This window comes from Streptomyces sp. NPDC059037 (assembly GCF_042740015.1).
Classification (GTDB): domain Bacteria; phylum Actinomycetota; class Actinomycetes; order Streptomycetales; family Streptomycetaceae; genus Streptomyces.
The window spans coordinates 1-13634 of record NZ_JBHYIG010000266.1; the positions used below are offsets into that span (position 1 = coordinate 1).

Annotated in this window: 10 protein-coding genes and 3 pseudogenes; 6 read left to right on the forward strand and 7 right to left on the reverse strand. The window is 72.3% G+C overall.

Annotated features, from left to right (window positions below; translation table 11 throughout):
- Both ACFWY6_RS36615 and ACFWY6_RS36620 read right to left on the reverse strand, forming a co-directional pair.
- On the reverse strand, positions 1-468 hold a 468-nt coding region (locus tag ACFWY6_RS36615), incomplete at its 3' end, for a VOC family protein (protein WP_384699892.1).
- Between the two features lie 160 nt (positions 469-628).
- Positions 629-1141, reverse strand: coding sequence for a pyridoxamine 5'-phosphate oxidase family protein (locus ACFWY6_RS36620; protein WP_361824245.1), 513 nt, complete (start codon positions 1139-1141; stop codon positions 629-631).
- 115 nt (positions 1142-1256) lie between these two features.
- Here ACFWY6_RS36620 and ACFWY6_RS36625 point away from each other — a divergent pair, with 115 nt between their 5' ends.
- Positions 1257-4250: a bifunctional [glutamine synthetase] adenylyltransferase/[glutamine synthetase]-adenylyl-L-tyrosine phosphorylase gene (locus ACFWY6_RS36625; RefSeq protein ID WP_384699894.1), complete on the forward strand. Its 2994-nt coding sequence runs from the start codon at positions 1257-1259 to the stop codon at positions 4248-4250.
- Between the two features lie 44 nt (positions 4251-4294).
- Here ACFWY6_RS36625 and ACFWY6_RS36630 read toward each other — a convergent pair.
- Positions 4295-4669, reverse strand: a pseudogene (locus ACFWY6_RS36630) (TetR/AcrR family transcriptional regulator C-terminal domain-containing protein); the annotation flags it as partial.
- Here ACFWY6_RS36630 and ACFWY6_RS36635 point away from each other — a divergent pair.
- Positions 4669-5263 (forward strand): annotated as a pseudogene (locus ACFWY6_RS36635) (amidohydrolase family protein); the annotation flags it as partial. The pseudogenes ACFWY6_RS36630 and ACFWY6_RS36635 overlap by 1 nt on opposite strands.
- A 9-nt stretch (positions 5264-5272) precedes the next feature.
- Here ACFWY6_RS36635 and ACFWY6_RS36640 read toward each other — a convergent pair.
- The 3 genes from ACFWY6_RS36640 to ACFWY6_RS36650 form a co-directional block, all read right to left on the reverse strand.
- Positions 5273-6133, reverse strand: a complete 861-nt coding sequence (locus ACFWY6_RS36640) for a phosphatase PAP2 family protein (protein WP_384699896.1) — start codon at positions 6131-6133, stop codon at positions 5273-5275.
- An 89-nt stretch (positions 6134-6222) separates the two neighbouring features.
- Positions 6223-7257 (reverse strand): LacI family DNA-binding transcriptional regulator, encoded by a 1035-nt coding sequence (locus ACFWY6_RS36645; RefSeq protein WP_384699898.1) that lies wholly within the window; start codon positions 7255-7257, stop codon positions 6223-6225.
- Between the two features lie 25 nt (positions 7258-7282).
- Positions 7283-8932, reverse strand: coding sequence for a glycoside hydrolase family 13 protein (locus tag ACFWY6_RS36650; protein WP_384699899.1), 1650 nt, complete (start codon positions 8930-8932; stop codon positions 7283-7285).
- Positions 8933-9111: 179 nt separating this feature from the next.
- Here ACFWY6_RS36650 and ACFWY6_RS36655 point away from each other — a divergent pair, with 179 nt between their 5' ends.
- The 4 genes from ACFWY6_RS36655 (at position 9112) to ACFWY6_RS36670 (ending at position 12441) form a co-directional block, all read left to right on the forward strand.
- A complete protein-coding gene (locus ACFWY6_RS36655) occupies positions 9112-10026 on the forward strand; it encodes a metal-dependent hydrolase (RefSeq protein ID WP_384699901.1) in 915 nt (304 codons plus the stop codon).
- 1 nt (position 10027) lies between these two features.
- Positions 10028-11098 (forward strand): PDR/VanB family oxidoreductase, encoded by a 1071-nt coding sequence (locus tag ACFWY6_RS36660; protein ID WP_384699903.1) that lies wholly within the window; start codon positions 10028-10030, stop codon positions 11096-11098.
- 93 nt (positions 11099-11191) lie between these two features.
- Positions 11192-11890, forward strand: coding sequence for a TetR/AcrR family transcriptional regulator (locus tag ACFWY6_RS36665; protein ID WP_384699905.1), 699 nt, complete (start codon positions 11192-11194; stop codon positions 11888-11890).
- A gap of 26 nt (positions 11891-11916) precedes the next feature.
- Complete coding sequence (locus tag ACFWY6_RS36670) at positions 11917-12441, forward strand: GNAT family N-acetyltransferase (protein WP_384699907.1); 525 nt, start codon at positions 11917-11919, stop codon at positions 12439-12441.
- Positions 12442-12491: 50 nt separating this feature from the next.
- Here the strand turns inward: ACFWY6_RS36670 and ACFWY6_RS36675 are convergent.
- Positions 12492-13634, reverse strand: a pseudogene (locus ACFWY6_RS36675) (hypothetical protein); the annotation flags it as partial.

Sequence of the window (13634 nt, forward strand, 5' to 3'; positions counted from 1 at the left end):
GTTGGTCGGGTGCGCGCGCAGGTCCCCGCGCCCCGACGGGGCGCTGACACGCGCATCCCGCAGAGGCGTCGTCGCCCGCACGCGGTACTCCTGGATGGCCCAGCCATTGCCATCGGGGTCCTTGAAGTACATGAACGTGCCGCCGTCCTGCGGCGCATGAGCCACCGGCTCGGAGACGTCGAGACCCCGCGCCGTCAGCTCCGCATGCGCTGCCTTCGCGTCGGAGACGCACAGTTGGAGGCCCTGGTAGGAGCCGGCGGCCGGGGTCGGCCCGTCCATCGTGTCCCAGAGCGTGTCGGCGAGGGCGATGGAGCAGCCGGAGCCCGGCGGGGTCAGCTGGACGATGCGCATGCCCGGCATGACCTCCGTGTCGATGTCCACGTGGAAGCCGAGCTTGTCGCGGTAGAACTCCTTGGCCCGGTCGACGTCGCTGACGGGGAGCGGGATCACCTCGAGTGTGTATTCCATGGGCCGAGTACACCAGGGCGTACGGGCCTTGTCAGCGTTGCCGCGCAAGCCGTCATCGGCGCTCCGAAAGTGGAGCCGGAGCCTCCTGAACGGGCGGCATCCCGGACATCATCGCGAAGGAACAGCGGGAGCCGGGCGGGGTGAACTGGATGACGCTCGGTCACGTGAAGCGCCAGCGCGTCTGGCTGAAGGGCTCGCCCTTGCCGAAGCCGAAGGCGGTGCGGGGTGCCACCTCGAAGACGTACGCGTGGCCGGCCCCGTGGTGGAAGCAGCCGTCGCGCACCTCGTAGTGCCAGAAGCTGCCGTACTTCTCCTCCCAGGCCGCCGCGAGCACCCGCAGCCGGTCCTCGTCGGTCACGCGGACCGCGGCGCCCTCGACGACCAGGTCGTGGCCCTTGTCCCAGAGGTTGACGCCGGTGGTGAGGACCACCTCGGGGTTGGCCGCGAGGTTCCTCGCCTTGCGCTCATCGGGGCCCGTCGCGAAGTGCAGGGCGCCGTCCAGCCACACCGCGGGCAGCGGGGTGACGTGCGGGCGCCCGTCGGGACGTACGGTCGAGATCCAGAAGAGCTCGGCCGCGCGCAGCTGCCGCAGCGCGTCGGGCCACGGCGTCGCGGACGCACCCTGGCTGCTGTACCGGGTGTCCAGTTCGGTACGCGGTTCCCTGCCGGTCATGTCCCGCCTCCTGTCACCGCCACCATGCTCCCGTCCAAGTACGGACCGCGCACGCGGGCGGAACTCATCGGTGAGGCCGTAGGCTCGGGCGAGGAGTGATCGAACGGAGGCGCGCATGACGGTGCCGCAAGGGCGCAGAAGCAGTACGTTCACGCGGCTGCTGCGGCATGGTTTCACCGACCCGTCGGCCGCCGAGCGGCTGCTCGGCGCCCCCGAGCTGGCCGCGCTGCGCTCCGACCCGCTGCTTTTCGACGCCCTGGGCGAGGCCGCCGACCCGGACCTGGCGCTGCTCGGTCTGGTCCGGCTCGTCGAGGCGCAGCCGGACGAGACGAGCCGCCGCGAACTGCTCGACACCCTGGTCAGCGCCAAGCCGCTGCGCGACCGGCTGCTCGGCGTGCTCGGCGCCTCCGAGGCCCTCGCCGACCATCTGGCCCGGCACCCCGGTGACTGGCAGGCCCTGGTCACATACGAGGCGGCCGATCTGCACCCCGGCGTCGAGGAGTTCGAGCGCGGCCTCGCCGACGCCACCGACCCGGTCTCGCTCCGGGTCTCCTACCGCCGCTGTCTGCTCGCCATCGCGGCCCGTGACGTGTGCGGCACGACGAACGTCGCCGAGGCCGCCGCCGAGCTCGCCGACCTGGCGACGGCGACGCTGCGTGCGGCCCTGGCCATGGCCGGGACGGCGGCGCCCGCGGACGCCGCGCAGTGCAGGCTCGCGGTCATCGCGATGGGCAAGTGCGGCGGCCACGAGCTGAACTATGTCTCGGACGTCGACGTGATCTTCGTGGGCGAGGCGGCCGACGGCGCCGACGAGGGCAAGGCGCTGCAGGCCGCGACGCGGCTCGCCTCGCACATGATGCGGATCTGCTCGGAGACCACGGTCGAGGGCACGATCTGGCCGGTCGACGCCAACCTCCGTCCCGAAGGCCGCAACGGCCCCCTCGTGCGCACGCTGAGCAGCCACCTCGCCTACTACCAGCGCTGGGCGAAGACCTGGGAGTTCCAGGCGCTGCTCAAGGCCCGCCCGGTCGCCGGTGACCTGGAGCTCGGTGCGGAGTACGTCGCCACGCTCGCCCCGCTGGTCTGGCACGCCGCCGAGCGCGACAACTTCGTGCCCGACGTGCAGAAGATGCGCCGCAGGGTCGTCGAGAACATCCCGGCGGGCGAGGTCGACCGCGAGCTGAAGCTGGGCCCCGGCGGCCTGCGGGACGTCGAATTCGCCGTACAGCTCCTGCAGTTGGTGCACGGGCGCAGCGACATGTCACTGCGCAGCGGCTCGACCCTTGAGGCACTCGGCGCGCTGGCCGCCGGCGGCTATGTGGGCCGGGTCGACGCCGTCCAGCTCGACGACGCCTACCGCTTCCTGCGCTCCCTTGAGCACCGCATCCAGCTCTTCAAGCTGCGGCGCACGCATCTGATCCCGGAGGACGACGCCGACCTGCGGCGCATCGGCCGCTCCCTGGGCATGCGGACGGAACCGATCACCGAGCTGAACCGCGCCTGGAAGCGGCACACCTCGGTCGTGCGGCGCCTGCACGAGAAGCTCTTCTACCGCCCGCTCCTCGACGCCGTGGCCCAACTCGCCCCCGGCGAGATCCGGTTGAGCGCGGAGGCGGCCCGCGAACGCCTGGTGGCCCTCGGCTACGCGGACCCCTCGACGGCCCTGCGCCACCTGGAGGCGCTCGCCTCCGGCGTCACCCGCAAGGCGGCGATCCAGCGCACCCTGCTTCCGGTCCTGCTCGGCTGGTTCGCGGACTCGGCGGACCCCGACGCGGGCCTCCTGAACTTCCGCAAGGTGTCCGACGCCCTGGGCAAGACCCCTTGGTATCTACGGCTGTTGAGGGACGAGGGCGCGGCGGCCGAGAACCTCGCCCGCGTCCTGTCCGCGGGCCGCCTGGCCCCCGACCTTCTGCTGCGCGCCCCCGAGGCGGTCGCCCTCCTCGGCGACCCCCGCGGCCTGGAACCGCGCGACCACGCCCACCTGGAGCAGGAGGTCCTCGCCGCCGTGGGCCGTGCGGACGGCGCCGAGCAGGCGGTGACGGCGGCTCGTGGCGTCCGCCGCCGTGAACTGTTCCGCACCGCCGCCGCCGACATCATCGGTTCGTACGGCACCGAGGAGAATCCCGCGCAGGCCGACCCGGGCGCGCTGGTGAACCTGGTGGGCGACGCGGTCTCGGACCTGACCGCGGCGACGATCGCGGGCACCCTGCGCGCTGTGGTCCGCGAGGGCTGGGGCGAGGAGCTGCCCACCCGTTTCGCGGTCATCGGCATGGGCCGCTTCGGCGGCCACGAACCGGGCTACGGCTCGGACGCCGACGTCCTGTTCGTCCACGAGCCCCGCGAGGGGGCCGACGAGCAGGAGGCCGCGAAGGCCGCCGCCAAGGTGGTCTCCGAGATGCGCCGGCTGCTCCAACTGCCCTCGTCCGACCCGCCGTTGCTCATCGACGCGGACCTGCGCCCGGAGGGCAGGAGCGGCCCCCCGGTGCGTACGCTCAAGTCGTACGAGGCCTACTACCGCCGCTGGTCCCTGGTCTGGGAGTCCCAGGCGCTGCTTCGGGCCGAACCGGTCGCGGGCGACGCCGAGTTGGGCCGCGCCTTCATCGACCTGGTCGACCCCCTGCGCTATCCGGCCGAGGGCCTCGGCGAGGACGCGGTCCGTGAGATCCGCCGCCTCAAGGCCCGTATGGAGGCCGAGCGGATGCCGCGCGGCGCCGACCCGACGCTGCACGCCAAGCTGGGCCGCGGCGGTCTCTCGGACGTCGAATGGACCGTCCAGCTCCTGCAGTTGGAGGAGGGCTGGGCCGAACCCGGCCTGCGCACCACCCGCACCCGCGAGGCCCTTGCGGCGGCCTGCGCGGCCGAGCTGATCCCGGTCGAGGACGCGGCGATCCTCGACGAGGCATGGGTGCTCGCAACGCGGGTGCGCAACGCGGTGATGCTGGTCCGTGGCCGCGCCGGAGACACCTTCCCCTCGGACGGCCGCGAACTGGCCGCCGTGGGACGGTACTTGGGCTACGACCCCGGGCACGTGGGCGACATGCTGGACGACTACCGCAGGATCACGCGGCGGGCGCGGGCCGTCGTGGAGGAGCGCTTCTACGGGGCGTGACCCCGGGCGGCTCCGCGGCTCCGCGGCCACTGGCGCCTTCGCGGTCAGAGCATGGCGCGCGCATGGGCGAGGAACGCGGCGAGGGCCAGCTCGAAGGCCCGGTCGGCGCGGCCGCCCGGCGCGGCGTCGAGCGCCTCGGCAAGACGCGGCGTCGTCGTCTCGTCCGGCAGCTCCCACATCGCCTCCGGCGCCGCCAGGTCGAGCGCCGAGCCGAGCACCGTGTTCTCCAGGGCGATGATCACCGGCATGACGTCCGCGAGGCCGAACCCCACGCCAAGCAGCAGCGTGACCGCGCGCTCGTACTGGTCGAGTACGCGCGGGGCCCGCACCGGCGACGTCATCAGGAGCGGGATGGCCCTCGGGTGGGCCGCGAACGCGGCGCGGTAGGAGCGGGCCCAGGCGGCGAGCGACTCGTCCCAGGACGGCGACCCACGCCATCGGGGACACCGCCGTGCGCCACGTGCTCGACACCGTCGCGGGGCTCGGCCCGAGCGGGCGCCTCGTGCACCGGATCGAGCACATCGAGACCGTGCCCGACGACACGGTGCCGAGGTTCGCGGAGCTCGGCGTCATCGCCTCGATGCAGCCGCCGCACACCGCCTACACGCGGGCCGACCACACCGACGAGTGGTCCAAGCGGCTCGGCGGCGAGCGGGCCGCGCGGGCCTGGCGGACACGGGATCTGCGGGACGCGGGCGCGGTGGTCGCCCTGGGCTCCGACTGGCCCATCGCGCACTACGACGTCCGTCAGGTGCTCGCGACCGCGAGGGTCCCCCGCGGGGCGGCCGGCCCCGCGCAGGGGCTCACCGGGCTCCAGGCGCTCGAAGGCTGTACCTCGCACGCCGCGATCGCCGCGGGTGAGGCGGCGGTGGCGGGGCGGATCGCCCCCGGCTTCCGGGCGGATCTGACGGCCTTCGGCCTCGATCCGGTGGCGGCGCCCGCCGACGAGGTGGCCGAGGCACCGGTCCGGCTGACCGTGATGGGAAGGGCACCTCACGCACCGGGAGGCCTGAGGCCGGGCCTCAGGCCTTCAGGGGTGGGGCGAGGGCGGCCCGCTCGCCCCGCGCCGCGATCTGCCTCGGCAGCGCGTACGGCATGCTGCCGTACCAGACCCACGCCACCGCGAAGCCGAACGCGAGGCAGATCATGCCGCCCACCGCGTCCAGCCAGAAGTGGTTGGCGGTGGCCACGATCACGACCAGGGTCACCGTCGGGTAGAGCAGGCCGAGCACCTTCGCCCACGGCACCGACGCCAGGGCGAAGATCGTCAGACCGCACCACAGGGACCAGCCGATGTGCATCGAGGGCATCGCCGCGTACTGGTTCGACATGTGCTTGAGGTCGCCGGAGGCCATCGAGCCCCAGGTCTGGTGGACCAGGACCGTGTCGATGAAGTCGTTGCCGTTCATCAGGCGCGGCGGTGCGAGCGGATACAGGTAGTAGCCGACCAGGGCCACCGCGGTGGTCGCGAAGAGCACGAGGCGGGTGGCCGCGTAGCGTCCCGGATGACTGCGGAACAGCCACACCAGGACACCCAGCGTCACCGCGAAATGCAGCGTCGCGTAGTAGTAGTTCATGCCGACGATGAGCCATGTCACCGAGTTCACCGCGTGGTTGACGCTCTCCTCCACGGCAAGACCCAGGTTCTGCTCCACCTGCCAGATCCAGTCGGCGTTGCGCAGGGCCTGTGACCTCTGTTCCGGCACGGCGTTGCGGATCAGGGAGTACGTCCAGTAACTCACCGCGATCAGCAGGATCTCGAACCAGAGCCGCGGGCGCCGCGGCGTGCGCAACCGGCCCAGGAATACCCGCCCCGTGCGGTCGGTCTCCTCGCCCGCATTGGGTGATGTGGTGGGCCGCTCCCGGCCTTCCAGTGTCGTCACGTCATCTCACCCATAGGCACAGAGTCTGCCAGATTCCCACCCTATGCCCGATCATCCCAAGGTCTGGTTCAGGTCGCATTCCCTACGCCCTATGGACGAGTTCGTCCCCCAGGGGCAGAGGCCGTTGAACCTCGAACCACCAGTTCGGGCAGGAACACGAATTCACTGTGCGGAGCGGGGGTGCCGCCGATCTCCTCGAGGAGTGTACGCACCGCCGCCTGACCCATGGCAGGCACCGGTTTGCGCACCGTCGTCAGCGGCGGATCGGTGAACGCGATCAGGGGAGAGTCGTCGAAACCGACCACCGAGACGTCGTCCGGGACCTCCAAGCCGCGCTGCCGCGCCGCCCGTATCGCCCCCAGCGCCATCATGTCGCTGGCGCAGACGACGGCCGTGCAGCCGCGGTCCAGGAGCGCGGACGCCGCTGCCTGTCCGCCCTCCAGCGTGTACAGCGAGTGTTCGACGAGCTCCGACTCGATCGCATCGGGGGGCAGTGCCAGCTGCTCCCGCATCGTGCGTACGAAGCCCTCGATCTTCCGCTGTACGGGCACGAACCGCTTCGGGCCCAGGGCGAGCCCGATGCGCGTATGACCGAGGGAGACGAGGTGGGTGACCGCGAGGCGGGTCGCCGCGCGGTCGTCCGGCGAGATGAAGGGCGCCCGCACCTTGGGGGAGAAGCCGTCGACCAGGACGAACGGCACGCCCTGCGCGCGCAGCTGGTCGTAGCGCCCCATGTCGGCCGTGGTGTCGGCGTGCAGGCCCGAGACGAAGATGATGCCGCTGACGCCGCGGTCCACGAGCATCTCCGTCAGCTCGTCCTCCGTGGAGCCGCCCGGGGTCTGTGTGGCGAGGACCGGTGTGTACCCCTGGCGGGTCAGGGCCTGCCCGATGACCTGGGCGAGCGCGGGGAATATCGGGTTCTCCAGCTCCGGGGTGATCAGGCCGACGAGGCCCGCGCTGCGCTGCCGCAGCCGCACCGGACGTTCGTAGCCGAGCACGTCGAGTGCGGCAAGCACGGACTGGCGGGTGGCCGCGGCGACGCCCGGTTTGCCGTTGAGCACCCGGCTGACCGTTGCCTCGCTGACCCCCGCCTGCGCTGCGATGTCGGCCAGTCGCGCGGTCACAGGATTGGACTGTACCGGTCACATCTCAGGCTGCCCACCAGACCGCCGAATCCGCCGGGACGCTCGCTTCCGCGGAGGCGGGATCCAGGTCCGCGCTCGACAGGAGCACGGTGCCGGGCGTGGGGATGGTGACGGCTTCGGAGGTGAGGTTCACCGTGCAGACGAACGTGCCGCCGGGCGTCGTACGGCGGAAGGCAAGGACGCCGTCGGGGGCGTCGAGCCACTCCACCTGGTGGCCCGCGCCGAGCGCCGGGTGCTCGCGGCGCACGGCGAGCGCACGGCGGTAGAACTCCAGGGTGGAGCCGGGGTCGCCCTCCTGGGCCGCCACGGACAGGTCCTTCCAGCTGTCCGGCTGCGGCAGCCAGCTCGGGCCGCCCTCGACGGGACCGAAGCCGAACGGCGCCCGCTCCCCGGACCACGGCAGCGGCACCCGGCACCCGTCCCGCGTCCCGTCCTGCCCCGCCGTACGGAAGAACGCGGGGTCCTGGCGCACCTCGTCCGGCAGCTCGGTGACCTCCGGCAGGCCGAGCTCCTCGCCCTGGTACAGGTAGGCGGAGCCGGGCAGCGCCAGCATCAGGAGCGTCGCCGCCCTGGCCCGGCGCAGGCCGCGGGCCGCGTCGCCGTCGGCGAAGCGGGTGGAGTGCCGTACGACGTCGTGGTTGGAGAGCACCCAGGTCGCCGGCGCGTGCACGGCGTTCATCGCGTCGAGGGAGCGGTCGATGACGGAGCGAAGGGCGGCGGCGTCCCAACCGGTGGTCAGATACTCGAAGTTGAAGGCCTGGTGCAGTTCGTCCGGGCGGATGTACAGCGCGCTGCGCTCCACGGTCGGCGTCCACGCCTCGGCCACCGCCGCGCGCTCACCCGCGTACTCGTCGAGGATCCGGCGCCACTCGCGGTAGATCGCGTGCACGCCGTCCTGGTCGAAGTACGGCACCGCCTGCTTGCCGAGCAGCTTCACCTGCTCGCTGTGGCCGATGTCGGGCAGGCCCGCCGCCTTGACCAGGCCGTGCGCCACGTCGATGCGGAAGCCGTCGATGCCGAGGTCGAGCCAGAAGCGCAGGACGGAGCGGAACTCCTCGTGCACCGCAGGGTGTTCCCAGTTGAAGTCGGGCTGCTCGGGCGCGAAGAGGTGGAGATACCAGTCGCCGTCCGCCACCCGCGTCCAGGCCGGGCCGCCGAAGACGGACTCCCAGTCGTTGGGCGGCTCGGAGCCGTCGGGGCCCTTGCCGGGACGGAAGTGGAAGCGCTCCCGCCACGGCGAACCCGGCCCCTCGCGCAGCGCCCGCGTGAACCAATCGTGCTGCTCCGAACAGTGGTTGGGCACCACGTCGACGATCACCCGCAGGCCGAGCGCGTGCGCTTCGCGTACGAGATCGTCGGCGTCCGGCAGCGTGCCGAACATCGGGTCGACCGCGCGGTAGTCGGCCACGTCGTACCCGGCGTCGGCCTGCGGGGACACATAGAAGGGGGAGAGCCACACGGCGTCGACGCCGAGCCGCCGCAGATACGGGAGGCGCGTCGTGACGCCCGGCAGATCGCCCATGCCGTCGCCGTTGCCGTCGGCGAAACTCCGTGGATAGACCTGGTAGATGACGGCCTCGCGCCACCAGTCGCGGCGCTCGGCGGCGTCGGACGAGGCGTCGGCGGGAAGGGCGGCCGTGACGTGCTGGGTCATGAAGTCCCTCGGGGATGCGGGGTGCGGACACCTCGATGAACGCCGCGCGGAAGGCGAAGGTCACGAGAGCGCCGTCGCGTTGCGGCCCCGACGGCTGTCATCGGGCCTCCAGAACAATCGCCCAAGAATCCCCTGCACACACCTGTACCCGAAGACTTACCCATCAGTACATTGACGCCATGTCTAATACGCAGAGCCGGGTGCCCGAGCCCGTCGCGTCCGAGCACACCGCGCTCAAGGCACGCAAAGTCTCCTTCTCCTGGGAGAACACCCCGCTCCACTGGGTGCCGGGCGACCCCTTCGTCACGCATACGATCAACGTCCTCCACCTGCTGCTGCCCGCCGGCGAACGCTGGTTCGTCCATGTGTACAAGCAGGTCCTTCCGTACATACGCGACGAGCGGCTCCGCGAGGACGTGATCGGCTTCATCGGCCAGGAGGCCATGCACTCGCAGGCCCACGACGAGGTGCTGCCCCACCTCAAGGAGCAGGGCCTCGATCCGACGCCGTACACCGCCCAGGTCGACTGGCTCTTCGAGAAGCTGCTCGGTGACAAGACGCTGCCGCCGGGCAAGGCCCGCAAGTGGTGGCTGATGGAGCGCGTCGCCATGATCGCGGCGATCGAGCACTACACCGCCTTCCTCGGCAACTGGGTCCTGAACGCGGAGGAGTTGGACCGGCGCGGTGCCGATCCGACCATGCTGGACCTGCTGCGCTGGCACGGCGCGGAGGAGGTCGAGCACCGCTCCGTCGCCTTCGAGCTGTTCCTGCACGTCGACGGCAGCTACCGGCGGCGCGCGAGGACCTGGGCCACGGCCTTCACCGCCCTGGTGTTCCTCTGGCAGCGCGGGGCGCGGTTCTTCATGGAGAACGACCCGACGCTGATCGGCGGCAAGGCCTCGTTCAAGGACTTCTACAAGAGCGGCCGGCAGGGCACGCTGCCGACGACCCCGGACATGATCCGCTCCATCCCGCGCTATCTGAGCCGCGGCTACCACCCCTCCCAGGAGGGCAGCACCGAGCAGGCTCTCGCCTATCTCGCCTCATCGCCCGCGGCGACCGCCGCCGAGGCCGCGACGAACGGAGCCCGCTGACATGCCCCGCATCCGCACCGTCCTGCTCGTCACGGGCGCGGCCGTCCTCGCCAGGCGGGCCATGCGGCGCCGCATCGACGCATCGCCGCTGTGGCCGCTGCCCGCCCTGGAGGAGCCGATATCGGGACGCCCGCGCTCGCGCGCACTGCGGCTCCTGGTCACCCGGCACGAGACGGTCGCCGACGGTGTCGTACAACTGCGCCTGGAAGGCGACGACTTGCCGCCGTGGGAGCCGGGCGCCCACCTCGACCTCGTGCTCCCGTCGGGTCTCGTCCGGCAGTACTCGCTGTGCGGGGACCCCGAGGACACCTCCTCGTACACCGTCGCGACCCGTCTCATCGGCGCGGAGCAGGGCGGCCGGGGCGGCTCGCGCGAGGTGCACGAGCAGCTTCAGGAGGGGGTGGAGGTCGAGATCCGCGGGCCGCGCAACCGCTTCCCGCTCGCCGACGCGCAGCGGTACGTCTTCGTCGCGGGCGGCATCGGCATCACGCCGATCCTGCCGATGCTGCGGGCCGTCGACGCGGCGGGGCACGACTGGCGGCTGCTGTACGCGGGCCGGTCCCGTGCCTCCATGCCCTTCCTTGAGGACGTCGAGAAGCTGGGCGGGGCGGTGGACGGCCGGGTCACGGTCGCCGCCGACGACGAGGGCGGCCGGCCTGACCTGGCCGGTTTCCTCTCGGGGGCGCTGCCCGGCACCGCCGTCCATGTGTGCGGCCCCGAGGGCCTGATGGAGGCGGTCGCGCAGACGCTCCCCGAGGGCTGCGACCTGCACCTGGAGCGGTTCACGCCGCACACGTCCATGGACGGCAACGCATCCTTCGAGGTCGAACTGCGCCGCAGCGGACGGACGATCGAGGTGCCTGCCGACTCCACGGTCCTCGCCGCGGTGCGCGCGGAGCTGCCCGACACCCTGTACTCCTGCGAGCAGGGATTCTGCGGAACGTGCCAACAGCGGGTCCTGGAAGGGGAGATCGACCACCGGGACGAGCTGCTCACGGACGCGGAGCGCGCCGACTCGATGCTGATCTGTGTGTCGCGGGCGAGCCGCGGCCGCATCGTCCTCGACCTGTGAGCGGTGCCGTGAGGGGTGCTGTGGGCGGTGATGTGAACGGTCGGTGCGGACCGGCCCCCTTGGGCGGCCGGATCCGCTCGGTAAGGTGTTCGCATGACTACCGGGGTGCGCCGCAGAATGGGTGTCGAAGAGCGGCGGCAGCAGCTGATCGGGGTCGCCCTCGACCTGTTCAGCCACCGCTCGCCCGATGACGTGTCCATCGACGAGATAGCGGCGGCCGCGGGCATCTCGCGACCGCTGGTCTACCACTACTTCCCGGGCAAACTCAGCCTGTACGAAGCGGCGTTGCAGCGTGCGGCCGACGATCTCGCCGGGCGGTTCGTGGAGCCGCGGGAGGGCCCGCCGGGGGCTCGTCTGCTGCGTGTGATGGGCCGCTTCTTCGATTTTGTCGACGGCCACGGACCGGGTTTCTCCGCGCTGATGCGCGGCGGCCCCGCGGTCGGCTCGTCGACGACGAACGCGCTGGTCGATTCGGTTCGCCAGGCGGCGTACGTCCAAGTCCTCATGCAGCTGGGGATCACGGACCCGCCCCCGCGGCTTGAGCTGGTCGTCCGATCCTGGATCTCGCTCGCCGAGTCCACGGCGCTGATCTGGCTCGACGGACGCCGCATTCCGCGTGCCGAGCTGGAGCGCCAACTGGTGCACGACTTCGCGGCGTTGGCCGCCGTGAGCGCGGCGTACGACGAGGAGATGGCGGAGATCTTCCGCGCGGTGCTCGCCGATGAACCGGCGGACGGCCTGTTCGCCGAGCTGATCACCCGCCTGATCGAACTGGCCCCGCAGCAGGCCTGACCTGCCGCCCGTCGTACATTTCCCCCATGACGACGACGGACGCCGCAGCGCGGCTGACCCATCGCCCGGCCGACGAGGAGGACATCACCACCCTCGTCGCTCTCTACGACGGCGCCGCGCGCTGGATGCTGGAGCGGGGCATCGACCAGTGGAAGCCGGGCGGGAAGGGCGAGGAGCACTTCCGGCAGCGGATCGCTTCGGACGAGGTCTGGCTCGCGTACGACGGCGCGGCCGTCGCCGGGGCGTACGAGATCTGGTGGGCGGACGAGGCCGCCTGGGGCGTCCAGCCGCCGGTCGCCGGGTATGTGCACCGGCTGATGACCCGCCGCGGAGCCCCGGCCGGCACGGGCCGCGCGCTGCTGGCCCGCGCGGAACAACGGATAGCCGAGGCGGGCCTCGACCGCTGCCGCCTGGACTGCGTGACGTCCAACCCCCGGCTGCGCGACTACTACGAGGCCGCGGGATACGCGGTGGTGGGGGAGCTGCCGGGGAAGGTGGCGGCGGACGGGAGCACTTATGGGGTGCTGCTGCTGGAGAAGCGGCTGGGGTGAAGCGGGCCGGGGGTGGGCCTCGACGACGCCTCAGCACGCTCAGCCACGCCTCAGCGCAGCGTGGAGATCTTGCCGCCGTCGGTGAGCCTGCCGCTCAGGCCCGCACGGTCGCTTCGCCCGACCGGTGCGGCCAGCGTGTTGCCCGGCGCCTTCGTGCCGCCCGACGCGGTGACCGACGTGACCTCCTTGCTGCCGGCGCCCAGCAGGTACCAGGTCCCGCCCCGCGACTTCCAGCGCACCCCGGCGAGCACCGCGGGCTCGCGTCCGCCGCAGGCCGGCGCGTCCTCCGCCTTCGCCACGACGGCGGCTGCCGCCGTTCCCGGCGCCCGGAACTGCGCGAGCAGCCGGCTCCCGCCGCCCCGCCAGGTGTCGGCTCGCGTGCACACCCACTGCGCGAGGCCGTTGCCCTCGGGCAGTGCCTGGCGCGCGTACGCCCACGCGTTCACGGTCCGCACCCCGTTCGACCGGGCCGCGGAGAGGGAGCACGCGGTCGCGGACCAGTCCGCGGCGGTGGCCTCGCGCGGGGCCTGCGGGCGGCCGGCCGTCAGGTGGGCGGGGACGAGCTCGCCCAGGTCGGTGGAGAGGCGGTCCGTGCCGGAGTTGTCGCGCAGCTGCAGCGCGTTCCACGACGTGCACGAACTGGCCTGCGCGGGGCTGGCGAAGGGCTCGGTGACGCCGGACTCGTCCCGCTTGAGCGCGGTGCCCGCGGACCCCTTGACCAGGTCGCGGACGGCCGCACCCGTCACCCAAGGCGCCGTCAGATAGCGGACGTTGCCGTCGGTGCGGTTGACGATCACCGCACCGGCCTCCGCGCTGCCCGCGCCGTCCACGCGCGCGAAGTCGAGCGCGGCGCCGCTGGTGTCGTCCTTCGGCTCGGCGTACCGCACGATGCGCAGACCGTCGTAGAGGAGCACGACCCGGGCCGCGTCGACGTCGCCCGCGAAGAGCAGCTGCGCGGGGCCGGGAGGAGCGCCGGCCGCCGTGCCGGGCGTGGCGGACACCTGTACCGACTCGCCGGGCCGCGCCCACACCGCGAGGGCGCGGCGCAACAGGGCCTTGTCGCCGGTCAGTTCACCCCGGGCGGGCCACACGGAGAAGTCGGGGCGTGCGGGCCGCGGCGCCACCGAGGCCCCCAGCAACCGCCACATGACCACACCACAGGCGGCCTGAGCCCCGGCGGGTGAGTCGGTGAC